This is a genomic window from Pseudomonas lundensis (genome assembly GCF_001042985.1).
GTDB classification, from domain to species: Bacteria; Pseudomonadota; Gammaproteobacteria; order Pseudomonadales; family Pseudomonadaceae; genus Aquipseudomonas; species Aquipseudomonas lundensis.
Window position 1 is genome coordinate 39,930 of sequence record NZ_JYKY01000013.1, and the last position, 26,262, is coordinate 66,191.

Consider the following 26,262-nt stretch of genomic DNA (forward strand, 5'->3'; position numbering starts at 1 on the left):
CAAAGTAGTCACCGACGAGGCGCGCAGGGCTGTGGTTTTAGGGGTTACCGGCGAACCAGCAGCACACCCGATTCCATGTGGTGGGTCCACGGGAACTGGTCAAACACCGCGCAACGCTCGATGCGGTGGGTGTCGTGGAGTTGGGCGATGTTCTCGGCCAGGGTCAGCGGGTTGCACGAGATGTACAGAATGTTATCGAAGCGGCGGGTGAGTTCGCAGGTGTCCGGGTCCATGCCGGCACGCGGCGGGTCAACGAATACGCTGCCGAAGTCGTAGCTTTTCAGGTCAATGCCCTGCAAGCGGCGGAACGGACGCACTTCGTTCAGCGCCTCGGTCAATTCTTCAGCCGACAACCTGACCAGCGTGACGTTATCCACAGCGTTGTCGCGCAGGTTGTTGAGCGCTGCATACACCGAGGTCTTGCTGATTTCAGTGGCCAGGACTTTGCGCACGCGGGTCGCCAACGGCAGGGTGAAGTTGCCATTGCCGCAATACAGTTCCAGCAAGTCGTCCGAACGCTCGCCCAGCGCTTCGTAAGCCCAGTTGAGCATCTTCTGGTTGACGGTGCCGTTGGGCTGGGTGAACGCGCCTTCGGGCTGTTGATAACTGAACGTGCGGCCTGCCACGTCGAGTTTCTCCACCACATGATCGCGACCGATCACCACACGTTTGCCTTTGGAGCGGCCAATCACGCTGATGTCGAGGTCTTTGGCCAACTGTTCGGCGGCGTTCTGCCAGTGCTCGTCCAGCGGACGGTGGTAGCACAAGGTAACCATCGCATCGCCAGCTAACGTGGTCTGGAACTCGACTTGAAACAGTTTGTGGCTCAACGCGGCGCTGGCTTTCCAGGCGGCCTTGAGCTGCGGCATCAATTGATTGATGTGCAGGCTGGCAATCGGGAAGGTGTCGATCAGGATCGGCGTGCGCTTGTCTTGCGGGGAAAACATCGCGTAGTGACGCTCGCCGGCTTCGCGCCACAGGCGGAATTCGGCGCGCAGGCGGAAGTGTTCCATCGGCGAGTCGAAGACCTGAGGCTGCGGCGCGTCGAACGGCGCGAGTAACTCACGCAGACGATTGGCCTTGGCCTCCAGTTCGACGGCATAGGTTGCAGAATCAAACGGCAAGGCACTCATGCGTTAAACCAACCCAACTTGACCACGAACAGGACCGACAGAATGATCAACGGTGCATTCAGTTCGCGTGCGCGGCCAGACAGCAACTTGATCACGGTCCAGGAAATGAAGCCGAAGGCAATGCCGTTGGCGATGGAGTACGTGAACGGCATCGCCAGCGCGGTGATGACCACCGGTGCGGCAACGGTCACGTCGTCCCATTCGATTTCGGCCAGGCCACTCATCATCAGTACCGCCACGAACATCAGGGCTGGCGCGGTGGCGAAGGCCGGTACGCTGGCCGCCAGGGGCGAGAAGAACAGCGCCAGCAGGAACATGATGCCGACCACGATGGCGGTCAGGCCGGTACGGCCACCGGCGCTCACGCCCGCTGCCGATTCGATGTAGCTGGTGGTGGTCGAAGTACCCAGCAACGAACCGGCCATGGCCGCGGTGCTGTCAGCAATCAGGGCACGGCCCATTTTTGGCATGTGGCCATCTTTGCCCATCAGACCGGCGCGTTTGGCAACGCCGATCAGGGTGCCCGAGTTGTCAAAGAGGTCGACGAACAGGAAGGCAAAAATCACGCTGATCAGCCCGATGTCCAGTGCGCCTTTGATGTCCAGTTGCAGGAAGGTCGGGGCCAGCGAAGGCGGCATCGACATCACGCCACCGAACTCGGTCACGCCCATCAGGATGGACGCGACGGTCACGCCCAGAATCCCGATCAGCACGGCGCCACGGACCTTCAGGGCTTCGAGTGCCACGATCACGGCAAAGCCCAGGGAGGCGAGGACGACTTTGGGTTGCGTCAGATCGCCCATGCCGACCAGCGTGGCCTGGTTGGCCACTACGATGCCCGCGTTACCCAGCGCGATCAGCGCCAGAAACAGGCCGATGCCGGCAGCAATCGCCGAGCGCAGGGGCAGCGGAATGCTGTTGATGATCCATTCGCGGATGCGAAAGATCGACAACAGGAAGAACAGCACGGCAGAAATGAAGACGGCACCCAGCGCGACCTGCCAGGTGTGCCCCATGTGCAGGACCACGGTGTAGGTGAAGAAGGCGTTCAGCCCCATGCCCGGCGCCAGTGCGATCGGGTAGTTGGCGATGATGCCCATGATGGCCGAACCGATGGCTGCCGCCAGACAGGTCGCGACAAACACGGCGCCTTTATCCATGCCGGTCTCACCGAGGATGCTCGGGTTTACGAACAGGATGTAGGCCATGGCCAGAAACGTGGTGATACCCGCAAGAATCTCGGTCCGCACGTTGGTGTTGTGTGCCTTGAGTTGAAACAGCCTTTCCAGCATGCCAGTCCCCGTGGCGCCCCCAGGCGCCGTTATTAAATCGTTTTCAACAGCAAAGCACAGACTTGTAGCGCCTGAAGATTTTCTGTCTGTCGGAAAAAGCCGCGCATCATACCAGCAGCTTCAGCGGATGGCTGCTTTGGTTTGGGTGAGCGGCGATGTTTTGTAACGACTGGGGGACAGGCATACTGTGTGCCAGTTTTTCGGGGGACTCATGACGCGCACCATCAACTCTGTTTTGGCTTGTTTGAGCCTGTTCCTCAGTGCAGGTCTCCAGGCGGCGCCAGCGCTGCCCCTGAGTGCGGTCGAGATTTTGCAGGTGGTGTCTAAATCGGGCGCGACAGAGGAAGTGCGCGGCACGGACACCACCCAACGCACGCACCATGGCGCCAACATCCGCGTGCATGTGCTGGAGCGGGGCTATGGCGGTCATCAGCCGTGGGTAACGTTCAATGGCCATGAGGTCGATGGCACGCGCACTCCGGTGTGTAACCAGGGCGAGGGGCTCGTGACCTGCAACGGTGCAGGGACCACGGTGGGCTACCTGTATACGTTCACCTTGAGTAACACCGATGGCGGCTGGTTCGAGTTTGCTAACACCTCGCTGGTGCCGCCGCATAACCGGCTCAGTGCGCGCCTCTATATAAAGTAGGTGTTCCCCAAACGCCGCGACTACGCGGCTTTTTCTTCCAGCATCCGGTCGCGTCTGGCCAGACCCGGGAACAACTTTATCCACAGCCCGGTGACGACCAGCGTTCCGACGCCGCCCATGACCACTGCGGGCACGGTGCCCAGCCAATGAGCTGTCGCGCCCGATTCGAACTCCCCCAACTGGTTAGATGCACCGATGAACAAGCCATTGACCGCGCTGACGCGGCCGCGCATTTCATCCGGGGTTTGCAGTTGCACGAACGACGCGCGAATCACCATGCTGATCATGTCCGCCGCGCCGAGCACGACCAGGACTGCCATTGAAAACCAGAAGGATGTCGACAGCCCGAACGCAATGGTGGCGACACCGAACACGCCCACGGCCGTAAACATGATGCGGCCGACCTTGCGTTCTACCGGGAACCGGGCCAGCCACAATGACATCAGCAGCGCACCCACTGCCGGTGCCGAGCGCAACATGCCCAGACCCCACGGGCCGGTGAGCAGGATGTCTTTGGCAAATACCGGCAAGAGCGCCGTTGCGCCGCCCAGTAGCACGGCACATAAATCCAGTGAGATCGCGCCCAGCACGTCCGGGTGACGGCGGATGAAGCGAATGCCGCCCAATAGCGAATCCAGCGTGGCCTTGCCTTTGTTCAGTGCCGCTTGCCGTGCAGGTAGGTTGCTCATCAACAGCGCGGCAATCAGGTACAGCGCAACGGAGGGGCCATACACCCAGACACTGCCAAAGGCGTAGAGCAAACCGCCAAATGCCGGGGCAATAATGGTGGCCGATTGCTGCGCCGCTTGGGCAGCGGCCACGGCGCGGGGGAACAGACTGACCGGTACGATCGAAGGCAACAGGGCTTGCGTGCTGGGCATTTCGAAAGAGCGCGCGCTGCCCAATAGAAACGCCAGCAGGAAGATCATCTCCCGCGTCACGTGATCGCTTGCGCTGCTGATGGCCAGTGTCAGTGCAATCATGGCCTGTACGGTTTGGCACAGCGCCGCCACTTTACGGCGGTCATAGCGATCGGCCACGTGCCCGGTGTGCAGCATGAAGATCACGCGTGGGGCAAATTCGATAAGCCCGACCCAGCCCAGGTCCATGACGTTGCCCGTCAATTGATAGAGGTTCCAGCCGATGGCCACGGTCAGCATTTGAAACGCACTGGCGGTAAAGATGCGGGCAAACCAAAAGGCGACAAACGGTCGGTGATGGCGCAGCAAAAAAGGCGGGGTAGTGATCAAGAAGAGGGCCGTTGGTGCGGGCAGGGGAAAGCGCGAGATTATCATTAATCTGTAACAAGTGATGACGCGAAGTAGTGCGCGGAAAAGCTGACCAACGGGCGCTCATAAACCGTGTTCCAGCGATTACCTGCACTTCTTGCAACGGTCTATTCCGGGGGCTGGGACATCATGTCACGCGACAACAAACCACATTAGCCGCTCGACCAGAATGGACTACTCTTTCAGCAATGCTTGATCCAGATCAAAACACCTCGCGTTTTATCTGGAATGGCCAGCCGGCCAGATCCCCTTCGTGCCTTGGTTGAAAGAGCGAACACCGATTCGCACTGGCCCAGGCCTGCGGGACAGTTGGATACGGGCGCCGTGCCTGTGTTCTGAACGACCTGATACCTGATAGAGGAAAGCTTATGTTCGGTTTGGAGGCTTTAGATCTCGCCCGAATTCAGTTTGCGTTTACCGTATCGTTTCACATTATTTTCCCCGCCATTACCATCGGTCTCGCCAGTTATCTGATGGTGCTCGAAGGCATGTGGCTGAAAACCCGTGACGACACGTACCGCGATCTGTATCACTTTTGGTCGAAGATTTTCGCTGTCAACTTTGGTATGGGCGTGGTTTCCGGTCTGGTCATGGCGTATCAGTTCGGCACGAACTGGTCGCAGTTTTCCGACTTTGCGGGGTCTGTCACCGGGCCGCTGCTGACGTACGAAGTGCTCACGGCCTTCTTCCTTGAAGCGGGCTTTCTGGGCGTCATGCTCTTTGGCTGGAACCGCGTGGGTCGCGGCATGCACTTCTTCTCGACCGCGTTGGTGGCCCTCGGGACACTGGTTTCGACCTTCTGGATTCTGGCCTCCAACAGCTGGATGCAAACGCCGCAGGGTTACGAAATCATCGACGGCCGCGTGATCCCGGTTGACTGGCTGGCGGTCATTTTCAACCCGTCGTTCCCGTACCGTCTGGCGCACATGGCCACCGCAGCCTTTGTGGCGACGGCGTTCTTTGTCGGGGCCTCAGCGGCCTGGCACCTGTTGCGCGGCCGTAATACACCGGCCATTCGCCGGATGTTCTCCATGGCCATGTGGATGGCGCTGGTGGTTGCACCGGTTCAAGCCCTGATCGGCGATGCCCATGGCTTGAATACCCTGGAGTATCAACCCGTGAAGATCGCGGCGATTGAAGGTCACTGGGAAAACAAACCCGGTGAGCCAACTCCGCTGATTCTGTTCGGCATCCCGAACATGAAAACCGAAACCACCGATTACAAGATCGAAGTGCCGTACCTGGGCAGCCTGATCCTCACGCACAGCCTGGATAAACAGATCCCGGCCATGAAGGATTACCCGGCCGCTGACCGTCCGAACTCGACCATTGTGTTCTTCACCTTCCGCATCATGGTTGCGTTGGGGATGATCATGATCTTCATCGGTCTGTGGAGTGTCTGGTTGCGCAAGCGCGGCACGCTGTACGAAAACCGCTGGTTCCTGCGTCTGGTGTTGTGGATGGGGCCGTCCGGTCTGATCGCGATCCTGGCAGGCTGGTTCACCACGGAAGTGGGTCGTCAGCCGTGGGTGGTTTACGGGCTGATGCGCACCGCCGATGCGTCGTCCAATCACAGTGTCACGCAGATGAGCATCACCCTGATCATGTTCGTGCTGGTCTACTTCTCACTGTTCGGGGTAGGGCTGGGTTACATGATGCGTCTGGTGCGCAAAGGCCCGGTGACTCACGAAGGCGACGAACACCCGTCCGGTGGTCCAGGTCAGCAACGCACGCCTGCCCGTCCTTTGTCTGCTGCCCATGAAGGCACAGAAGAAGGTCACAGCGACAGCCTGAACAAGGGGAATTGAGTCATGGGTATTGATCTGCCACTTATCTGGGCAATCATCATCATCTTCGGGATCATGATGTATGTGGTCATGGATGGCTTCGACCTCGGGATCGGCATCCTCTTCCCGTTCATCAAGGGCGAGAAAGACCGCGATGTGATGATGAACACGGTCGCGCCCGTATGGGACGGTAACGAAACCTGGCTGGTACTGGGCGGGGCCGCGTTGTATGGCGCCTTCCCGCTGGCGTACTCGGTGGTGTTGTCGGCGCTGTACCTGCCACTCATATTCATGCTCATCGGCCTGATCTTTCGCGGCGTGGCCTTCGAGTTCCGCTTTAAGGCTCGCGCCGAGAAGCGCCACATTTGGGACAAGGCGTTCATCGGAGGCTCGATTGCGGCGACGTTCTTCCAGGGTGTCGCGCTGGGTGCGTTCATTGATGGCATCCCGGTGGTCAATCGTCAGTACGCTGGCGGCGGACTGGACTGGCTCTCGCCGTTCACCGTGTTCTGCGGGATTGCACTGATCGTGGCGTATGCCTTGCTCGGTTGCACCTGGCTGATCATGAAAACCGAAGGCCACCTGCAAGAGCGCATGCACAAGCTGGGTCGCCCTCTGGCATTGGCGGTATTGGTCCTGATGGGCGTGGTGAGCCTGTGGACACCGCTGGCGCATTCCGACATCGCGGCGCGCTGGTTCACGTTGCCTAATTTGTTCTGGTTCCTGCCCGTACCGATTCTGGTACTGGTGACCCTGTACGCATTGCTCAAAGCGATCGCCCGTAATGCCCACTACACCCCGTTCCTGTTGACCCTGGTGCTGATTTTCCTGGGTTACAGCGGGCTGGGTATCAGCCTGTGGCCAAACATCGTCCCGCCTGCGATTTCGATCTGGGATGCAGCGGCGCCGCCGCAAAGTCAGGGTTTTATGCTGGTCGGAACCCTGTTCATCATTCCGTTTATTCTGGGTTACACCTACTGGAGCTACTACGTGTTCCGCGGCAAGGTGACCCACGAAGACGGTTACCACTAGTCGCATGGGCCGCTGCGGCCTGCGGGTCGCAGCCATTGCCTGCAGAGGAGTGCTGAACATGGCTGGAAAAGATTATCTGAACGACGTGCAAGAGTGCGAGAAGAAGCCGCTGTGGCAGCGCATTGGCTGGTTGCTGGTGATCTGGACCGCCAGTGTGGCGAGCCTGGCGGTGTTTGCCATGCTGGTACGCCTGTTTATGTCGGCGGCCGGGATGAAAAGCCACTGACTTCCCATCCCGTTGCCTTGCAGCACAGATAAAAAAACCGCCTCGGCGGGTTTTTTATCTGTGCACACGCCTTGCCATAGCCGCAGTCCGTGAACGCAGGACGCTTTATTTGCGCGCTTTGAGAATGACGAACTTGGGCGTCGCGGCCACTTGTTCGACACCCCGAAACAGTTTCGCCAATTTGCTGTGGTAGCCCAAATGGCGATTGCCGACGATGTACAGCGCCCCTCCCACCACCAGTGCATCGCGGGCCTGATTGAACATGCGCCATGCCAGAAAGTCGCCCACGACCTGCTGTTGATGGAACGGTGGATTACACAGCACCACGTCCAGTGATTGCGGCGCCTGGCCTGCCAGTCCGTCATCAGCCCGCACGACAACCTCGCGATCACCCAATGCCGCCTGCCAGTTTTCACGTGCCGACTGCACCGCCATAAACGATTCATCGACCAAGGTGTAATGCGCATCCGGGTTACTCAGCGCACTGACAATCGCCAGAACGCCATTGCCACACCCAAGATCCGCCACCCGCGCCGCCCCCAGATTGTTGGGCAGGTGCGGCAGAAACGCCCGCGTGCCGATATCCAGGCCCTCGCGGCAGAAGACGTTGGCGTGGTTGATTAACTCGATGGCGGGCTCATCCAGCCGGTAGCGGGTCGGATAAGGTGAGGTGAAAGGGCCTTTGTCTTCCACCGTTGCGCTCAGCAGTCGTGCTTTTTTCACGGCCAGCGAGGCCTGTACCGGGCCGATGTATCGCTCCAACAGATCACCGGCCGCGCGGGGCAAGTGTTTGATCATGGCGCCCGCAATCACCTGGGCGCCCGGCGCCAGTTGGCCTTGCAAACGGATCAGTTGCTCTTCAAGCAATGCCAGGGTTTTTGGCACTTTGACCAACACACAATCGAACGGCCCTATCAGTGGCTGGCTCGCCGTGATGACGGTCACTGCATCGAATGCAAACTGGTTACGGGTGAGGTTTTTTTCCAGTGCCTGAATGGCCAGGAACGAGTCACTGCTGCTGGTGACGTGCATTGAGTCGACCAGGCTGATAGCCAGCGCACCAAAACTGTCATTGAGCACCAGGACACGGCTGCCTTTGGGCAGATTCTGTTCAGCCAGGTGATTGAGTAAATATTCGTCCGCAGCATCGAAGGCCTGAAGCGGCTCATTCTGTTGTTCAGGCTGGCGGATCAAGTGGAGTTGAGCGAACGGGGTGTCGAGCACAGGCATTTGAACAAACTCTGGGGAATCGACAGCGGGTCTGTGCCTTGAGGGCAAGAATCAACACTGGCGTCCGTGGGGTTTACAGGTGTGCGCGATTTTACTTTTTTTTGCAGGGGATTACCTGATGCGTTTATCAGGTGAAGGGATGGATGTGAGCCACTCTGGCGTTTGGCTATAACAAGCCCGATTTGGTCGCGATGACCACGGCTGACGTTTTATTGTTCGCGCCCATTTTGCGGATGGCACTGCTGATATGGAAATTCACGGTGCGCGTGGTCAGGCTCAGGATCATGCTTATGTCAAACGCGGTTTTCCCTTCCGCCGTCCACTTCAGTACTTCCGCCTCACGGGCCGAAAGCCGCGTGGTCGGGGCGGACTCAACATGCCGCGGAAAGTACCGCGAAGTCATGGACGTGTGCAGTTGATTGCACAGCCATAGGACATTTGCGGCCTTCTCGGAAAATTCGCGTTCCGTGAGCGGGCCGTTAGATCTGGCCAGGCTCAAAATGCTCACAACGCCTTTGGTGTCATGTACCGATTGAGACCACCCATGGTTCAACCCGTGCGCTTGCGTACCTTCCCATATCTCGGGAGTTTCACTAAATACGGTTTGGTCCCAGATGATGGGTGAGATGGACAGCTGGCAATGGATGACAATGGGGTTAGTTTGTACATAGTGATTTTTTTCGTAATGCTCTATAAATCCTTTTGGATAGTTTGTTAATAATTTGCTATGCGTTAGGATGTTTCCGAAGCGAGGAATTAATCGGAACAGAAAATATTCAAAACCATAGGCTTCTATTTTTTTGAGTGTGTATTCGGTCAGCTGACTTTCAGTTTGGTTTGTAGCACACTGATTTTCATAGATTATTTGTTGAGTTTTCATGAGGAGATCCCTTGCCCCTAAAATATGATCCAATTTACATAACGTCTTCATAGTAGTTGAGGTTTGTAGGAAAGTTCAAAGCGGTTTGTCTTGTTTTAACATAAGTTGAGTGAATGAAAATTAGTGTAAAAGCACGAAAATCGATATTCGATATCTTGTGTGGGTGATGCTCGATATTTAAAGTTTTGATTTTTTTGTTAATTTTTTGACGTCATTAATAAGTGCTCACCGTGTCATACGCTATTGCTTCACTAACATGACCGTTACGTGTATCACGCAATGTTTAAAATGTTTATTTAAAGCGCGTTTTAGATGATGGCAAAATAATGCCATCACAAATCGTCGGTGTTTCTCATGGGGCGTTTGCGCGACACTAGGGCACTAGCCAATGGAGTGCACCATGACTGCCAGCGCAGAAAAATTCACCCGTCAGACCCTGCTTGATGTTCGTCCTATGACCCCGAGCCTTTTCACCCTGCGTACCACGCGGGACAAGGGCTTTCGTTTCACGGCAGGCCAGTTTGCCCGGCTGGGCGTGACCAAAGCCGACGGCAGTACGGTCTGGCGCGCGTACTCGATGGTGTCGTCGCCCCATGATGACTTCCTCGAGTTTTTCTCCATTGTCGTACCGGGGGGGGAATTCACCAGCGAGCTGAGCCGTCTGCAAGTGGGTGATACGTTGCTGGTTGATCGGCAGGCGTTTGGGTACTTGACCTTGAATCGGTTTGTGGATGGCCGCGACTTATGGCTATTGGCAACCGGCACAGGGGTGGCGCCATTTTTATCGATTCTTCAGGACTTTGAAGTGTGGGAGAAGTTTGAGCGCGTCATTCTTGTTTACAGTGCGCGTGAAGAAAAAGAACTGGCTTATCAGCCGTTGATTCATCAGCTAATGCAGCGGGAGTATTTGGCTGAATATGCGCACAAGTTTATCTATGTGCCTGTTGTGACACGTGAAAAAGTCGCGGGTGCATTGAATCAACGAATGACATCGCTTATTGAAAGTGGCGAGTTAGAGCGTGCTGCGGCTGTAGCGTTAACGGCTGAGCATTCACGGGTGATGATATGCGGTAATCCTCAAATGATTGAGGATGTTCGCGCGCTATTAAAAAACAAAGCCATGCGGCTAAGTTTGACGCGCAAGCCGGGGCAGATAGCGGTCGAGAACTATTGGTAAGGCTGCCGCCTCAGTGACGCTCACATAAAAACGGCGCCTGATGGCGCCGTTTTTTTAACAGTCGGGTTAAGGCCGATTGTTTTGTACCTTGAGCAAGTCGCGAATTTCGCCCAGCAACTCCTCTTCTTTTGTTGGCACCGGCGGTGCGCTTGGCGCGACAGCCTCTTCCCGCTTGAGGCGATTGATCGCCTTGACGCCCATAAAGATGGCAAACGCCACAATGATGAAATCGATCACGCTCTGGATGAATTTACCGTAGGCAAGCACGACGGCCGGGGCATCGCCCACGGCGGCTTTGAGCGTAATGGCCAGGTCACTGAAATCCACGCCACCGATCAACAAACCCAAAGGAGGCATGATCACATCGCCGACGAAGGATGAAACGATTTTGCCAAATGCCGCGCCGATGATAATACCGACGGCCATATCGACCACGTTCCCTTTGACCGCGAAGGCCTTGAACTCACTTATCACGCCCATAGGTTATTCCTTGTTACAGATGAGGTTGGTTAACGCAGTGTAAATCAGCCTTGGGGATCTTGCCCGATTGGCTGTTTGCCGCTACGCGTTTGTTATCGACCGGCCAGTACGTCATAAGTTTTCAACTACTCGTCAGCGCCCGCCAAATACGCGACTCGGAGGTGCAACTCCAGACTTTTTTCTTAATGGGTTGCTTGAGACCTTTCTATTTAGAATTTGCCCCGCCGACCTCTAGCCTTTGCTCAGTGCACGTTGATGCGCCCCCAATGATTAGAGGATCTACGCATGACCACCTCCCTTGGCTTCGGACTGCTTTCACAGCGACGCGTGCTGTGTGTGTTGAGCGCCAGCCTACTGTCGGCTTCTGTCCATGCCGCCACCTTGACCCGCGATAACGGCGCTGCCGTAGGCGATAACCAGAATTCGCAAACCGCCGGGGCTAACGGCCCGGTGCTGTTGCAAGATGTCCAACTGCTGCAAAAGCTGCAGCGTTTTGATCGTGAGCGCATCCCTGAGCGGGTCGTACACGCCCGTGGTGCGGGGGCTCACGGTACGTTCACCGTGACCAACGACCTCAGCGATCTGACCAAAGCCAAAGTGTTTGCTGGCGGTGAAGTCACGCCGGTGTTTGTCCGTTTCTCGGCGGTGGTGCATGGCAACCACTCGCCCGAAACCTTGCGCGACCCACGCGGTTTTGCAACCAAGTTCTATACCGCAGACGGTAACTGGGACTTGGTCGGCAACAACTTCCCGACGTTCTTTATCCGTGATGCGATCAAGTTCCCGGACATGGTGCATGCCTTCAAGCCTGACCCGCGCACCAACCTGGATGATGATTCCCGTCGTTTCGATTTCTTCTCCCATGTACCGGAAGCGACCCGTACCCTGACTGAGCTGTACTCCAACTCAGGCACGCCGGCCAGCTACCGTGAAATGGACGGTAACGGTGTCCACGCTTACAAACTGGTAAATGCCAAGGGCGACGTGCGGTATGTGAAGTTCCACTGGAAAAGCCTGCAAGGGCAGAAAAACCTTGATCCGAAACAGGTGACTGAGGTTCAGGGCAAAGACTACAGCCACATGAGCAATGATCTGGTCACCCACATCAAAAACGGCGACTTCCCCAAGTGGGACTTGTACGTGCAGGTGCTCAAGCCTGAAGACCTGAAATCCTTCGAGTTCGACCCGCTGGACGCCACCAAGATCTGGCCGAATGTGCCGGAGCGCAAAGTGGGTCAGATGGTCCTGAACCGTAATCCGGCCAACGTGTTCCAGGAAACCGAACAGGTTGCCATGGCGCCTGCCAACCTGGTGCCGGGTATCGAACCGTCGGAGGACCGTCTGCTGCAAGGCCGCGTCTTCTCCTACGCCGACACGCAAATGTACCGTTTGGGGGCCAACGCCCTGCAATTACCCATCAACGCTCCCCGTGTAGCCGTCAACAATGGCAACCAGGATGGCGCGATGAACCTCGGTCACACCACTACGGGTGTGAACTACCAGCCGAGCCGCCTGGAACCGCGTCAAGAGCCGCAAACCGCGCGTTACAGCGAGATGGCCCTGTCGGGGACGACCCAGCAAGCGAAGATCGCGCGTGAGCAGAACTTCAAACAGGCGGGCGATCTGTACCGGTCATTCAGCAAGAAAGAACGTCAGGACCTGATTGACAGTTTCGGCGGCTCGCTGGCGACCACGGACGATGAAAGCAAACACATCATCCTGTCCTTTCTCTATAAAGCGGACCCTGAGTACGGAACCGGTGTGACCCACGTCGCAAAAGGTGACCTGACCCGCGTCAAGGCACTGGCTGCCAAGTTGGTCGACTAATACGCCCCCCCCTGTAATCGCTGCTGGGCAGTGGTTGCAGGGTTTACCTCCGGGAGGTCGCACCATGCGTTTTTTTATACCGTTCGCCGTGCTGTTTATCAGTGTCTGCGCTCAGGCCGATGAGCCGGACATGCGCGTGCAGCTTCAGGATTACTACTTCGACGCTGCCCGCCGAGGCGATGTGGCCATGCTCGACACCTTCATTGAGTCGGGGTACGCCCTCGACACTCAGGACAGCAAAGGCTACAGCGCGTTGATTCTGGCGGCGTATCACGGCCAGGCCGACGCGGTCGAGCGTTTACTGGCCGCCGGGGCCAATGCCTGCGTGCAGGATAAACGCGGTAATACCGCCTTGATGGGCGCTATTTTCAAAGGTGAGCTCAAGATTGCCCGCCGGTTGCTGGCCACCGAGTGCAACCCGGACCAGCGTAACCAGGCAGGCCAGACTGCCGCCATGTACGCGGGGCTGTTTAAGCGTGTTGAGTTGCTTAACGAACTGACCCGCCACGGCGCGGACCTGAATGCCGAAGATCCGTTGGGTAACAGTGCCGCCCGGCTGGCCAAGGGTGAAATCCGCATGCCGGTGGCGCGCTGATTTAGGCCGAGTGGGCTATCATCGCGTTTTTTTCCGTGGAGTTCAGATGGCCAAGCCCAAGCGCATTTACGGCTGCACCGAGTGCGGTGCAACGTTTCCCAAGTGGGCCGGGCAGTGCGGCGAGTGCGGTGTCTGGAACACATTGGTCGAAACCGTTGTGGAAAGCGGTTCTGCGGCACCGCCCAGCGGTCGCACGGGTTGGACCGGACAGCAAGCCCAGCTCAAAACCCTGGCTGAAGTCAGCATCGAAGAGATCCCGCGTTTCTCCACGGCGTCCGGCGAGCTGGATCGCGTGCTGGGTGGCGGACTGGTCGACGGCTCTGTGGTGCTGATTGGCGGCGATCCGGGTATCGGTAAATCCACCATCCTGTTGCAAACCCTCTGTCACATGGCCACGCGCATGCCTGCGTTGTACGTGACGGGCGAAGAATCCCAGCAGCAAGTGGCCATGCGCGCCCGCCGCCTGGGGCTGCCGCAGGACCGTCTCAAGGTGATGACCGAGACCTGCATCGAAAGCATCATCGCCACGGCCAAGCTCGAAAAACCCAAGGTCATGGTGATCGACTCGATCCAGACCATTTTCACCGAACAACTGCAATCGGCCCCGGGTGGCGTTTCGCAAGTGCGTGAAAGCGCGGCGTTGTTGGTGCGTTATGCCAAATCCAGTGGCACGGCGATTTTCCTCGTCGGCCACGTGACCAAAGAAGGCGCGCTGGCCGGGCCTCGCGTACTGGAGCACATGGTCGACACCGTGCTGTATTTCGAAGGCGAGTCCGATGGACGCTTGCGCCTGCTGCGTGCAGTGAAAAACCGTTTTGGTGCTGTGAACGAATTGGGCGTGTTTGGCATGACCGACAAAGGCCTGAAAGAAGTGTCCAATCCGTCAGCGATTTTCCTGACGCGCGCGCAGGAAGAAGTACCGGGCAGTGTGGTCATGGCGACTTGGGAAGGCACGCGTCCGATGCTGGTCGAAGTGCAGGCGCTGGTGGACGACAGCCACATGTCCAACCCGCGGCGCGTGACATTGGGGCTGGATCAGAACCGGTTGGCCATGTTGCTGGCCGTGTTGCATCGCCATGGTGGCATCCCGACCCACGATCAGGACGTGTTCCTCAACGTGGTGGGCGGGGTGAAAGTGCTCGAAACGGCGTCTGACCTGGCCTTGATGGCGGCGGTGATGTCGAGCTTGCGCAATCGCCCGTTGCCCCACGATTTGCTGGTATTCGGCGAAGTCGGCCTGTCGGGCGAAGTGCGTCCGGTGCCGAGCGGGCAAGAGCGCCTGAAGGAAGCGGCCAAGCACGGCTTCAAACGCGCCATTGTCCCTAAGGGCAATGCCCCGAAAGAGTCACCGCCCGGTTTGCAGATCATCGGGGTGACGCGGCTGGAGCAGGCGCTCGATGCCCTGTTTGAATAGCGTTTACTGATCGCTGATCAAGGCTTTTAACTCGCGCTGAAGCAGCGCTTCATCGCCCAGGTTCAGTTCGACCACTCGACGCAGGTGGCTGATCGACCCTTGGTCGATGCGGGTGCATTCAAAGCCCAGTCTGTGGGCCTCGGTATGGGCCAGACGCATGTCCATGATGATGTGCGTTTGGCCGCTCAGCTGGATGTGCGCGGTAAACACTGGCGTAGGGTCAGTGTGAGGGTGCCAGGTTAGCGGCTTTTCAATCAGCATCCCCTTGAGCGATACATCCAGCAGTTTGACCGACCAGTGCAGATCCTCCTGACTGATTAGGGTCAGGGCATCGAACGCAATACGGGTAAAGTGCCGACGTTCATCAGGTTGCGTGTGCATGGTCAAATCCTCCGGGCGTGCCTGAACTATAGTCCCGATCCGGCGATTGCCAGTGATGAAAAAAACCGCTCGAAGAAGGCTCTAGACCAACGTCAGGGGGTGGTCTTTAGTGCTGGGAGCGCTAAACTCCGGGGGCAGTCCTTCTTGTCCAACTGGCCGGAATATAAAAATGAATAATAAAAATAGCCTGCTCCGTCACATTCCGTGGCTGGTGCTGGCAATTGTAGGAGCCTGCGCCCTTGGCGTAGTGGCATTGCGTCGGGGTGAGGCGATCAACGCCTTGTGGATCGTGGTGGCCGCCGTTGCCATCTATCTGGTCGCTTACCGTTATTACAGTCTGTTCATTGCCACCCGGGTGATGCAGCTGGACCCGAGTCGGGCCACGCCTGCGGTCGTTAACAACGACGGTCTGGACTACGTGCCGACCAACAAACACATTCTTTTCGGACACCACTTTGCCGCCATCGCAGGCGCCGGACCATTGGTCGGGCCGGTGCTGGCCGCGCAAATGGGGTACTTGCCCGGAACGCTCTGGCTGATTGCCGGTGTGGTGCTGGCCGGTGCGGTGCAGGACTTCATGGTGCTGTTCATGTCCACACGCCGCAATGGCCGCTCGCTGGGCGACATGGTGCGTGAAGAAATGGGCAAGGTGCCGGGCACCATTGCGCTGTTTGGCTGCTTCCTGATCATGATCATCATCCTCGCGGTGCTGGCGCTGATCGTGGTCAAAGCCCTGGCCGAAAGCCCGTGGGGCATGTTCACGGTGATGGCCACCATCCCGATTGCGATGTTCATGGGCATTTACATGCGCTACATCCGCCCGGGTCGCATTGGTGAAATCTCCATCGTGGGTGTGTTGTTGCTGCTGGGCTCTATCTGGCTGGGGGGCCAGATCGCCGCCGACCCTGAGTGGGCGCACGTGTTCACCTTCACGGGCGTGCAAATCACCTGGATGCTGATCGGTTACGGTTTTGTCGCGGCAGTACTGCCTGTGTGGCTGGTGCTGGCTCCGCGCGATTACCTGTCCACCTTCCTCAAAATCGGCACCATCGTGGCCTTGGCGATCGGCATTCTGATCACCATGCCCGAGCTGAAAATGCCAGCCGTTACCCAATTCATCGATGGCAATGGCCCGGTCTGGAAAGGCGGCCTGTTCCCCTTCCTGTTCATCACCATTGCTTGCGGTGCGGTCTCGGGTTTCCACGCACTGATTTCCTCGGGCACCACGCCCAAGTTGCTGGATAACGAAACCAACGCCCGTTACATCGGCTATGGCGGCATGTTGATGGAGTCGTTCGTCGCCATCATGGCAATGGTTGCCGCTTCGGTGATCGAGCCAGGCGTGTACTTCGCCATGAACAGTCCGGCTGCGATCGTCGGTTCGGACGTTGTCAGCGTGGCGCAAACAGTCACCAGTTGGGGGTTTGCAATCACGCCGGATGCACTGACGGCGCTGGCTCAGGACATTGGTGAAACCACCGTTCTGGCACGTGCGGGCGGCGCACCGACCCTCGCAGTCGGTATCGCGCAAATCCTGCACCACGTGTTACCGGGCGAGAACACTATGGCGTTCTGGTATCACTTCGCTATTTTGTTTGAGGCCTTGTTCATCCTGACGGCCGTCGATGCCGGTACGCGTGCCGGTCGTTTCATGCTGCAAGACTTGCTCGGCAGCTTCGTGCCTGCCCTCAAGCGCACCGAATCATGGCCTGCCAACCTGATTGCCACGGCCGGCTGTGTGGCGATGTGGGGCTATCTGCTGTATCAGGGCGTGATCGATCCGCTGGGCGGCATCAACACCTTGTGGCCGCTGTTTGGTATCTCCAACCAGATGCTGGCAGGTATCGCGCTGATGCTGGCCACGGTCGTGCTGATCAAAATGAAGCGCCAGCGTTATATCTGGGTGACCATGCTGCCTGCGGTCTGGCTGCTGATCTGCACCACCACGGCAGGCTTCATCAAGCTGTTCGATGCCAACCCGGCGGTGGGCTTCCTGGCGCTGGCCAACAAATACAGCACGGCGCTGGACGCGGGCCAAGTGATTGCCCCGGCCAAAAACATCGACCAGATGCAGCACGTGATTATCAACGCGTACACCAACGCGGGCTTGACCGTGCTGTTCCTGTTCGTGGTCTTCAGCATCCTGTTCTATGCGCTCAAAGTCGGCATTGCCGCTTGGGGCACCAAAGAACGTACCGATAAAGAAGCGCCATTCCAGGCCATGCCGCAAGAGTGACAGAGGGCTGCAAACATGTTCAACGACCTGAGTCGCCTCGGTAAATACCTCGGTCAGGCTGCACGCCTGATGGTCGGCATGCCTGACTACGACAATTACGTCGAGCATATGCGCACTAAACACCCGGACAAGCCGGTCATGAGTTATGAGGCGTTCTTCCGCGAACGCCAGGAGGCCCGGTACGGCGGCAAGGGTGGCCCCAAGTGCTGCTAACCCGCTAGCCCTTGTGCAGGAGCGGGCGTGTTCGTGAAGGTGTGGTGCCAGTCAACGATCCCGTTGAATGCCCCGTGTCTTGGCGAACAGGCCCGCTCCTGTTTTCGTATCTGCACACCCATTTTCAAGGAGACTGCATGTCCTCTCCCATCCCCGTCACCATCCTCAGCGGCTTCTTGGGGGCTGGCAAAACCACGTTGTTGCGTTACCTGCTCAAGGCCGAACACGGCCTTAAAATTGCCGTGATCGAAAACGAATTCAGCGATGCCGGGATCGACACCCAACTGTTGGGCGACGAACCGGTGCAGGTCATGACGCTGGCCAATGGTTGCGTGTGCTGCACCATCCATACTGACCTGACCAAAGCCCTTTACCTGCTGCTTGAGCGGCTGGACAGCGGCGAGATTGCCTTTGACCGGTTGGTGATCGAGTGCACCGGCCTTGCCGACCCGGCGCCGGTGGCGCAGACCTTTTTCATCGATGAAGAACTGCGCGAGCGCTACCTGCTGGACGGCATTATCACCCTGGTGGATGCGGCCCATGCGCAGGTTCACCTGACGCAGACCATCGCCCAGGCCCAGATTGGCTTTGCGGATCGTTTGCTCGTGAGTAAGCGCGACCTGGTGGACGACGCGACTTTCGATGCCCTGAGTGAGCGGTTGACCCGCATCAACCGTCGCGCACCGATCCGCGTGGTCGAGCACGGCAAAATCGATCTGGCGGAGTTGCTGGACGTGCGCGGTTTTAACCTTAATGCCGACTTGGGCGGTGGGGTGAGTTTGCGCCCGGTGCAGCCGGCAGCGTCTGTTGACCGTATCTCCAGCCTGGTGCTGCGCACCGATAAGCCGCTGGACATCGATCGCCTGAGCGAATTCATGAATGAACTGCTTGAAGACCATGGCACGCAACTGCTGCGTTACAAAGGCGTGCTCAATATCGCGGGCGAGGCCCGGCGCCTGGTGTTTCAAGGGGTGCTGAAGTTGTATGGCTTTGACTGGGACACGGAGTGGGCTGAGGGAGAGGTGCGTGACAGTGTGATGGTGTTTATTGCCGACGACCTGCCCGAAGAGAAGATTCGCGAGGGGTTTGCGCGCCTCGGGAGCGAGTGAGAGGACGCCCGCCTCATTTTTTTGCACTCATAAAAAAGCCCGGCTCACGCGCCGGGCTTTTTATTTAGCCATGTGACACTCAGTTGCCGTAAACCGGCAGCTTCTTGCAGATGGCTTTGACTTTCTCGCGAACGGCGTCGATCACGGCTTCGTTGGTGATGTCGTCCAGGATGTCGCAGATCCAGGTAGCCAACTCGCGGCATTCTTCAACCTTGAAGCCACGGGTGGTCACAGCCGGTGTACCGAAACGCAGGCCCGAGGTCACGAACGGGGAACGTGGGTCGTTCGGCACGGAGTTTTTGTTCACGGTGATGAAGGCCTTGCCCAGTGCGGCGTCAGCGTCTTTACCCGAGATGTCTTGCTTGATCAGCGACAGCAGGAACAGGTGGTTTTCAGTACCGCCCGAAACCACGTCATAACCGCGCTCGATGAACACCGAAGCCATGGCCTGGGCGTTCTTCACCACTTGTTGCTGATAAACCTTGAACTCAGGTTGCAGGGCTTCTTTGAAGCACACAGCTTTACCGGCGATCACGTGTTCCAGCGGGCCGCCTTGCGAACCCGGGAAGACAGCGGAGTTCAGCTTCTTCTCGATGTCGGCGTTAGCTTTGGCCAGGATCAGGCCGCCGCGTGGGCCGCGCAGGGTTTTGTGGGTGGTGGTGGTGACCACGTCCGCGAACGGAACCGGGTTCGGGTAAACGCCCGCTGCAACCAGGCCGGCCACGTGGGCCATGTCCACGAACAGGTAAGCGCCGACTTTGTCAGCGATGGCACGGAAACGCGGGAAGTCCAGGATCTGCGAGTAAGCGGAGAAACCGGCCACGATCATTTTTGGCTTGTGCTCAACGGCCAGACGCTCGACTTCGTCGTAGTCGATCAGGCCATTGGCGTCGATGCCGTACTGCACCGCGTTGTACAGCTTGCCCGAGGACGAAACGGTTGCGCCGTGGGTCAAGTGACCGCCATGGGCCAGGCTCATGCCCAGAATGGTGTCGCCGGCCGACAGCAGCGCCAGGTACACCGCGCTGTTGGCCTGGGAACCGGCGTGGGGCTGAACGTTGGCGTAATCGGCCCCGAACAGTTCCTTGGCGCGGTCGATGGCCAGTTGTTCAACCACGTCGACGTATTCGCAGCCGCCGTAGTAACGCTTGCCCGGATAACCTTCGGCGTATTTATTGGTGAGTACCGAGCCTTGAGCTTCCATCACCGCTGGGCTGGTGTAGTTTTCCGAAGCGATCAGCTCAATGTGTTCTTCCTGGCGCTGAGCTTCTTGCTCCATGGCGGCAAAAAGGTCGGCGTCGAACTTGGCAAGTGTCAAATCACGGCTGAACATGGCGGTCCTCAAGGATCGGGGGCGGAAAAAGGAGGGCATTCTAACCCAACGGGTTTTATCTGGCATATGAAAGGCAATCATGTGGCAGACAAGTGGCTTTCAGGTACGGGTTTTTAGCGGGTTTTGAAGCCTTACTCGAACATCGGCAGGGCTTCCTGGCTGAAATGGGCTTCAAACTGTCGCGCAGGCATGGGCCGCCCGAACAGATAGCCCTGCACTTCATCGCAGCCGTGTTCACGCAGGAAGTTCAGTTGTTCGTGGGTTTCGACACCTTCGGCGATCACGGCCAGGTTCAGGCTGTGGGCCATGGCGATGATGGCACGGGCGATCTGCGCGTCCTGTTCACCTTCGGGCAGGCCGTCGACAAAGGTGCGGTCGATTTTCAGCACGTCGATAGGGAACTGCTTGAGGTAGTTGAGCGACGAATACCCCGTGCCGAAGTCGTCCACGGCAATGCTCAGGCCGAGGTTTTTCAGGCTGGCAAGGATTTGCAGCGCCTCGCTCACTTCGCGCATCAGGATGCTCTCGGTCAGTTCCAGCTCCAGACAGGCCGGGGGCAGGCCGGTGTCCTTGAGGATAGTGGCGATGCGCGTGCCCAACTGACCGTCGGAAAATTGCCGCGCCGAGATGTTGACCGAGACTTTCGGCACGCGCACTTTGGCTTGGTGCCATTGCTTGAGCTGACGGCACGATTCAGCCAGCACCCAGTCGCCCACATCCACCACCAGCCCCAGTTCTTCAAGTACCGGGATAAAGTCGCCCGGTGGCACCAGGCCACGACGCGGGTGGTTCCAGCGCAGCAACGCTTCGACGCCGGTCAGGCGTTTGCCGTCGCCGCTGAACTGCGGCTGGTAATAGAGGATGAACTCTTGCTGCTCCAACGCATGGCGCAGGTCGCTCTCCAGCTCCAGCCGCTCCAGGGCGCTGGCGTTCATGTCCGCTTGGTAAAACTGGAAGTTGTTTTTGCCACGCTCCTTGGCGTGGTACATCGCCGTGTCGGCGTTTTTCATCAACTGGCTGAGCTCGTTACCATCCTGCGGGCTCAGGGCGATGCCGATACTGGCCGTGACAAAGAACTCGCGGCTCTCCAGCACAAACGGCTTCACCAGGCTGGCGAGGATCTGTTCAGCGACGCTGATGGCGCGGTTGAGTGCCATCTCGCGGGTCGCACGGGGTTGCAGCAACAGGGTGAATTCATCGCCGCCCATGCGCGCCACGGTGTCGTCGTTGTCCACGCAAGCAAGCAGGCGAATGGCCATGTCTTTGAGCATGCGATCGCCCGCGGCGTGGCCCAACGAGTCATTGATCGGCTTGAACCGGTCAAGGTCGAGGAACATCAGTACCACCCACGACTTATTGCGTTCAGCCTGTTGCAGCGCGGTGTGCAGACGGTCCTGGAACAACGTGCGGTTCGGCAGGTGGGTCAGGGCGTCGTAATAGGCCAGGCGATGAATGCGCTGTTCACTGGCCTTGCGTTCGCTGATGTCGCTGAAGAAGCACACATAACTGGCCAGATCGCCTTCGTCATCAAACACGGCCGTGATGCCGACCCACGCCGGGTAGTGTTCACCGTTCAGGCGCTTGAGCCAGATTTCGCCTTCCCAGGTGTTGTGCTGGTGCAGTTGCTTGAGCACGTAGTGCAAATGCGCCTGTTGCTGCTCATCGACGGTGAGCATGCTCGGCAACTGGTCGAGCACTTGCGACACGGCGTAGCCGCTGACTCGGCTGAAGGCCTCGTTGGCCTGCACGATATAACCCGCCGGGTCGGTAATGAGGATGGCCGAGGTCGAGTGCTCAAATACCGTGGCGGCCATGCGCAGGTCTTTTTCGGCGCGGCGTTGCTGACTGATATCACGCCCGACCCCGAGGATGCCTTCGAACGCATCGTTCTCATCCCACACCAGTACCAGACGCAATTCGATGGGGATCTTGCGCCCGTCGGCCCGCAAGCAATCGAACAGGAACAGTTGAGTGTCGAGTTGGGTGCGCAGGGCGGCCAGTTGTTCGGGCTTGTCCAGCGCGCGACTGACTTGTTCGATCAGGCTGTACACACCGGCCAGTTGTTGCGGGTTGGCAATGGTTGATTGCCAGCCGTGGGTGAACACCCATTCGGCGTCAAAGCCCAGTACGGTTTGGACGGACGGGCTGACATAGTTGAGCTTCAACGCATTGTTGGTTGAAAAAATCACATCACTGATGCTTTCGGCCAGCATCCGGTAGCGTTGCTCGCTGTCACGCAACGATTCGCTGGCTTCGATCTGATCGGTGATGTCTTTGGCCACGCCGACGATACGCGTGACTTGATCGTAGGCGTCTCGCGCCAGTGCCTGTTCACGGATGTCAAAGCGCCGCCACACGCCGTTGCTATGGCGAAAACGCAACTGGCATTGCAGCAGGTGCGCGTAGCCACTGTGGCGCTGTTGCTTGCGCATCAGGTGGTAATGCTCCGCATCTTCGGGGTGCAGCAGCAGTTCCCAGAAGTAAGCGCCCATTTGCTGCAGTTCGGTGGCGTTGTAGCCCAGGGTGTGGCCCAGATGGTGGTTGCTGAAAATCATCCGCTGGCTGATGACGTCCTGCACGTACAAGTGGTCCGGCACGGTACGCACCACATCCGACCAGAAGCTCTCGCGCTCTTGCAGCGACAGCTCGATCAGCTTGCGGCTGGTGATGTCGCTGATGCTCAAGATCACAGCCTGATAATCGCTGCGGTCTTGCGGCAAACGCAGCACCAGCCATAAATGCTGGTCCTGCCCCTTGGCGTCGACGAGGGTGATTTCCAGCTCAAGTTGCTGTTGGTGGTTGAGCACGGCCTCGATGACTTGATAACTGATGGCCGAGGTGGTGTTCGGGCAGCCGTTGATCAGTTTTTCCCAGGCGCCTTCGCACGAATCCACGTCCAGCAAGTGCAATGCCACCTGATTGACTTCAGTGATTCGTAACTGTTCGCACAAATGCTGGCGCTGCACGGGGTTGTTGTTCAGCCAGTGTTTGAGCGCAGCGCTGTCATACAGTTGCTCGCGTTCGAGAAAGCCCGGCAGGCTCGAGAGGTCAAGCACGCACAGGGCGACGCCGGTGCCTTCAAATATGTCGTGATAACGGCGACGGCCTTCATGGGCCTGACGCTGGCGGCGGCGCAGGTTGATCAGTGCGATCAACGGTAGCAACGAAAACAGCAGGCCAAGCAGGCATTTACCGATGAGCCCGGGCAGCAGTTGCTCGACCACCTGCTCCTTATTGAACAGCCCGCGCAGTTGCCAGTCGCTGTGGCTCAACGGCATCAACACGACAGTATCGGCCTGATCCTGTGCGGTGAGGGTGGAAGCCGGTGTGACCGGCACTGCGCTGTGGCGCAGTACTTTATGGGTCAGCGCATTTTCGATCAGCCACTGCGGCCGGTCGCCATGAATGGTTTGCTGGGTCAGTTTGTTCAGCAGGTCCGGGCTCAGGCGCAGCAGCCAGTAGCCACGCGTCGGGCGGTCGGGTTTATCCAGCAGTAAATAAAGGGTGCTGGCGTCGCTGTTGTTGCTGAAGTAATAGCCGTCGGTGCTTTTGCGCGATTGATTATGTTTGATCCAGTCCCGCAAATAGGCGGCGTCCGGGCTGATGCCGCCGCTGTCGAGCAGCACCTCGCCCTCAGGGCTGAGTAGGGCCAGGCTTTGCAACGAGGGCAGCGACTGCATCATCTGGCTGGCCTGCGCGCGCAACTGTTGCAGGGTGACCGGAGATGGCCGGGCAGGCAGCAGTTTGAGTGCCATCTCCGCCCGCAGGCCCATGCTCAGGTTGACGTGATCTGCCAGGTCGGTGCTGTACGTGGCACTGTATTGGCGCTGATGCTCGACGGTGGACTGAAATTGCTCGATCAGCAGCCAGAACAACATGCCCAGTAGAAGCAGGACCAACGTGGCCAGCGCGCCTTTTAACGTGCCGCGCACGGGGGGGCCGAGCCATGGGCCTGGAGCACGCGCGGGGTTAGACGGTGTGACGTTGGGCAAGCTGTGATCCTGCGATTGGCTGCAATGGTGCGATACGCACTATAAGCGGGACGCCCAAAGGGCGGCTAGCATGCCTTGGACTGTGGCAAAGTGCCAGCCCCTTGGTGGGCGCTGGTTTGCCCTGCACTGCGCATTCAGGTAGCTTTGCCGGTTACGCGGGGGCACAAGGGCTCCTACACTCAGGCTTTTTACATGAACAGGCATTGACCCAGATCAATCCCTGTCCTTCTGCTATGGCCTGAGCCGTGCATTGCTCGCGCCTTAATCACCTGTCACTGACGCTAGGTTCACCATGGCTCAATACGTTTTCACCATGCATCGGCTGAGCAAAGTTGTTCCGCCGAAGCGGGAAATCCTGAAAAACATCTCCCTGTCGTTTTTCCCGGGCGCCAAGATCGGCGTACTCGGTCTGAACGGTTCGGGTAAATCCACCCTGTTGAAAATCATGGCTGGCGTCGACACCGAGTTCGACGGCGAAGCCCGTCCAATGCCGGACTTGAACATCGGCTACCTGCCGCAAGAGCCGCAACTGGACCCGAGCAAAACCGTGCGCGAAGTGGTTGAAGAGGCCGTGAGCGTGATCAAGGACGCCCAAGCGCGTCTGGACCAGGTTTACGCCGAATACGCTGACCCGGATGCCGACTTCGACAAGCTGGCCGCCGAACAGGCCAAGCTTGAAGCCATCTTGCAAGCGGGCGACGGCCACAACCTGGAGCGCCAGCTGGAAGTCGCCGCCGACGCGCTGCGCCTGCCCGCATGGGACGCGAAGGTTGAACACCTGTCGGGTGGTGAGAAGCGTCGTGTGGCCTTGTGCCGCCTGCTGCTCTCGGCCCCGGACATGTTGCTGCTCGACGAACCGACCAACCACCTGGACGCCGACTCCGTCGCCTGGCTGGAGCACTTCCTGCACGATTTCCCGGGCACCGTGGTTGCGATCACGCACGACCGTTACTTCCTGGACAACGTAGCCGGTTGGATTCTGGAACTCGACCGCGGCGCCGGTATTCCTTACGAGGGCAACTATTCGGGCTGGCTTGAAGCCAAGTCCGATCGTCTGGCCCAGGAATCCAAGCAGCAGTCGGCCCACGAAAAGGCCATGAAAGACGAGCTGGAATGGGTGCGTAAAGGCGCCAAGGCGCGTCAGTCCAAATCCAAGGCCCGTCTGCAACGCTTTGAAGAACTGCAATCGCAGGAATTCCAGAAGCGCAGCGAGACCAACGAAATCTACATCCCGGCCGGTCCGCGCCTGGGTGACAAGGTGATCGAGTTCAAGAACGTCTCCAAGGGTTACGGCGATCGCGTGCTGATCGACAACCTGTCGTTCGCCATGCCTAAAGGCGCCATCGTTGGCGTGATCGGCGGTAACGGTGCGGGTAAATCCACCCTGTTCCGCATGCTGATGGGCAAAGAGCAGCCGGATTCGGGCAGCATCGAAATCGGTGAAACCGTTCAGTTGGCGTGCGTTGACCAGAGCCGCGATGACCTGGACGGCAGCAAGACGGTGTTCCAGGCCATTTCTGACGGTTCGGATGTCATCCGCATCGGCAACTATGAAATCCCTTCGCGTACCTATGTCGGGCGTTTCAACTTCAAAGGGGGCGATCAGCAGAAGTTCGTCAAGGACCTGTCCGGTGGTGAGCGTGGCCGCTTGCACCTGGCCCTGACCCTGAAAGAGGGCGCCAACGTGCTGCTGCTCGACGAACCGTCTAACGACCTTGACGTTGAGACCTTGCGTTCGCTTGAAGAAGCACTGCTGGACTTCCCTGGCGCCGCCATTGTGATCTCTCACGACCGGTGGTTCCTTGACCGTGTGGCGACGCACATCCTGGCCTACGAAGACGACTCGCAAGCGGTCTTCTTTGAGGGTAACTACACCGAGTACGAAGCTGACCGTAAAAAGCGCCTCGGTGAGGCGGCCACCCAGCCGCACCGCGTGCGTCACAAAAAACTGGCTCAGTAAGGCCGGTTTTTACAAAAGCGGAGCCCC

At 58.3% G+C, this 26,262-nt stretch carries 21 protein-coding genes; 12 read left to right on the forward strand and 9 right to left on the reverse strand.

Annotated elements, in window-relative coordinates; translation table 11 throughout:
* Window positions 1-44 precede the first annotated feature (44 nt).
* Together trmA and TU74_RS12420 are read right to left on the reverse strand one after the other, a co-directional pair.
* Window positions 45-1,133: a tRNA (uridine(54)-C5)-methyltransferase TrmA gene (gene trmA, locus TU74_RS12415; RefSeq protein WP_048376722.1), complete on the reverse strand. Its 1,089-nt coding sequence runs from the start codon at window positions 1,131-1,133 to the stop codon at window positions 45-47.
* Window positions 1,130-2,425 (reverse strand): NCS2 family permease, encoded by a 1,296-nt coding sequence (locus tag TU74_RS12420; RefSeq protein WP_048376724.1) that lies wholly within the window; start codon window positions 2,423-2,425, stop codon window positions 1,130-1,132. The genes trmA and TU74_RS12420 overlap by 4 nt, the downstream gene beginning before the upstream one ends.
* A gap of 211 nt (window positions 2,426-2,636) precedes the next feature.
* Between TU74_RS12420 and TU74_RS12425 the strand changes: the two genes are divergently transcribed.
* A complete protein-coding gene (locus tag TU74_RS12425) occupies window positions 2,637-3,074 on the forward strand; it encodes a DUF4879 domain-containing protein (RefSeq protein ID WP_048376725.1) in 438 nt (145 codons plus the stop codon).
* Window positions 3,075-3,094: 20 nt separating this feature from the next.
* Here TU74_RS12425 and TU74_RS12430 read toward each other — a convergent pair whose 3' ends face one another.
* Window positions 3,095-4,321 carry an MFS transporter gene (locus tag TU74_RS12430; RefSeq protein WP_088500199.1) on the reverse strand — a complete coding sequence of 409 codons (1,227 nt, stop codon included), beginning with the start codon at window positions 4,319-4,321 and terminating at the stop codon, window positions 3,095-3,097.
* Between the two features lie 410 nt (window positions 4,322-4,731).
* On the opposite strand from TU74_RS12430, the gene TU74_RS12435 reads away from it, so the two are divergent.
* Genes TU74_RS12435 through TU74_RS12445 form a run of 3 tightly spaced genes read left to right on the forward strand, consistent with a single transcriptional unit; the run spans window position 4,732 to window position 7,408 of the window.
* Window positions 4,732-6,171 (forward strand): cytochrome ubiquinol oxidase subunit I, encoded by a 1,440-nt coding sequence (locus TU74_RS12435; protein WP_048376728.1) that lies wholly within the window; start codon window positions 4,732-4,734, stop codon window positions 6,169-6,171.
* 3 nt (window positions 6,172-6,174) lie between these two features.
* Window positions 6,175-7,182 carry a cytochrome d ubiquinol oxidase subunit II gene (gene cydB, locus TU74_RS12440; RefSeq protein ID WP_047295647.1) on the forward strand — a complete coding sequence of 336 codons (1,008 nt, stop codon included), beginning with the start codon at window positions 6,175-6,177 and terminating at the stop codon, window positions 7,180-7,182.
* Between the two features lie 58 nt (window positions 7,183-7,240).
* Window positions 7,241-7,408 carry a DUF2474 domain-containing protein gene (locus TU74_RS12445; RefSeq protein WP_047273554.1) on the forward strand — a complete coding sequence of 56 codons (168 nt, stop codon included), beginning with the start codon at window positions 7,241-7,243 and terminating at the stop codon, window positions 7,406-7,408.
* 105 nt (window positions 7,409-7,513) lie between these two features.
* Here the strand turns inward: TU74_RS12445 and TU74_RS12450 are convergent, their stop codons facing one another.
* Both TU74_RS12450 and TU74_RS12455 read right to left on the reverse strand, forming a co-directional pair.
* Window positions 7,514-8,638: a methyltransferase gene (locus tag TU74_RS12450; RefSeq protein WP_048376729.1), complete on the reverse strand. Its 1,125-nt coding sequence runs from the start codon at window positions 8,636-8,638 to the stop codon at window positions 7,514-7,516.
* A 166-nt stretch (window positions 8,639-8,804) separates the two neighbouring features.
* Window positions 8,805-9,518: a helix-turn-helix transcriptional regulator gene (locus TU74_RS12455; RefSeq protein WP_080963833.1), complete on the reverse strand. Its 714-nt coding sequence runs from the start codon at window positions 9,516-9,518 to the stop codon at window positions 8,805-8,807.
* A 400-nt stretch (window positions 9,519-9,918) separates the two neighbouring features.
* Here TU74_RS12455 and TU74_RS12460 point away from each other — a divergent pair, with 400 nt between their 5' ends.
* Window positions 9,919-10,695 (forward strand): ferredoxin--NADP reductase, encoded by a 777-nt coding sequence (locus tag TU74_RS12460; protein ID WP_048376731.1) that lies wholly within the window; start codon window positions 9,919-9,921, stop codon window positions 10,693-10,695.
* 66 nt (window positions 10,696-10,761) lie between these two features.
* Here the strand turns inward: TU74_RS12460 and mscL are convergent, their stop codons facing one another.
* The gene (mscL, locus tag TU74_RS12465; RefSeq protein ID WP_047273558.1) at window positions 10,762-11,175 is read right to left on the reverse strand and encodes a large-conductance mechanosensitive channel protein MscL; all 414 of its coding nucleotides are present in this window, start codon (window positions 11,173-11,175) and stop codon (window positions 10,762-10,764) included.
* A gap of 285 nt (window positions 11,176-11,460) precedes the next feature.
* On the opposite strand from mscL, the gene katB reads away from it, so the two are divergent.
* The 3 genes from katB to radA all read left to right on the forward strand — a co-directional run bounded on the left by katB (window position 11,461) and on the right by radA (window position 15,011).
* Window positions 11,461-13,002, forward strand: a complete 1,542-nt coding sequence (gene katB, locus TU74_RS12470; protein ID WP_048376732.1) for a catalase KatB — start codon at window positions 11,461-11,463, stop codon at window positions 13,000-13,002.
* A gap of 64 nt (window positions 13,003-13,066) precedes the next feature.
* Window positions 13,067-13,597 carry an ankyrin repeat domain-containing protein gene (locus TU74_RS12475; RefSeq protein WP_047292007.1) on the forward strand — a complete coding sequence of 177 codons (531 nt, stop codon included), beginning with the start codon at window positions 13,067-13,069 and terminating at the stop codon, window positions 13,595-13,597.
* A 46-nt stretch (window positions 13,598-13,643) separates the two neighbouring features.
* Window positions 13,644-15,011, forward strand: coding sequence for a DNA repair protein RadA (gene radA, locus TU74_RS12480; RefSeq protein WP_047273562.1), 1,368 nt, complete (start codon window positions 13,644-13,646; stop codon window positions 15,009-15,011).
* 3 nt (window positions 15,012-15,014) lie between these two features.
* Here radA and TU74_RS12485 read toward each other — a convergent pair whose 3' ends face one another.
* Window positions 15,015-15,392, reverse strand: a complete 378-nt coding sequence (locus tag TU74_RS12485) for a PilZ domain-containing protein (RefSeq protein WP_048376735.1) — start codon at window positions 15,390-15,392, stop codon at window positions 15,015-15,017.
* A gap of 169 nt (window positions 15,393-15,561) precedes the next feature.
* On the opposite strand from TU74_RS12485, the gene TU74_RS12490 reads away from it, so the two are divergent.
* The 3 genes from TU74_RS12490 to yjiA all read left to right on the forward strand — a co-directional run bounded on the left by TU74_RS12490 (window position 15,562) and on the right by yjiA (window position 18,950).
* Window positions 15,562-17,628, forward strand: coding sequence for a carbon starvation CstA family protein (locus tag TU74_RS12490; RefSeq protein WP_047273564.1), 2,067 nt, complete (start codon window positions 15,562-15,564; stop codon window positions 17,626-17,628).
* A gap of 15 nt (window positions 17,629-17,643) precedes the next feature.
* The gene (locus tag TU74_RS12495; RefSeq protein WP_047273565.1) at window positions 17,644-17,841 is read left to right on the forward strand and encodes a YbdD/YjiX family protein; all 198 of its coding nucleotides are present in this window, start codon (window positions 17,644-17,646) and stop codon (window positions 17,839-17,841) included.
* A gap of 137 nt (window positions 17,842-17,978) precedes the next feature.
* Window positions 17,979-18,950, forward strand: coding sequence for a GTPase (gene yjiA / locus TU74_RS12500; RefSeq protein ID WP_047281336.1), 972 nt, complete (start codon window positions 17,979-17,981; stop codon window positions 18,948-18,950).
* Window positions 18,951-19,029: 79 nt separating this feature from the next.
* Here yjiA and glyA read toward each other — a convergent pair whose 3' ends face one another.
* On the reverse strand, window positions 19,030-20,283 hold the full coding sequence (gene glyA, locus TU74_RS12505) for a serine hydroxymethyltransferase (protein ID WP_047273567.1): 1,254 nt from the start codon (window positions 20,281-20,283) through the stop codon (window positions 19,030-19,032).
* A 131-nt stretch (window positions 20,284-20,414) separates the two neighbouring features.
* Window positions 20,415-24,275, reverse strand: coding sequence for a sensor domain-containing protein (locus TU74_RS12510; RefSeq protein ID WP_048376737.1), 3,861 nt, complete (start codon window positions 24,273-24,275; stop codon window positions 20,415-20,417).
* Window positions 24,276-24,567: 292 nt separating this feature from the next.
* On the opposite strand from TU74_RS12510, the gene ettA reads away from it, so the two are divergent.
* Entirely contained in the window at window positions 24,568-26,235 is a 1,668-nt protein-coding gene (gene ettA / locus TU74_RS12515; RefSeq protein ID WP_047273569.1) for an energy-dependent translational throttle protein EttA, read from the forward strand.
* Window positions 26,236-26,262: the final 27 nt, after the last annotated feature.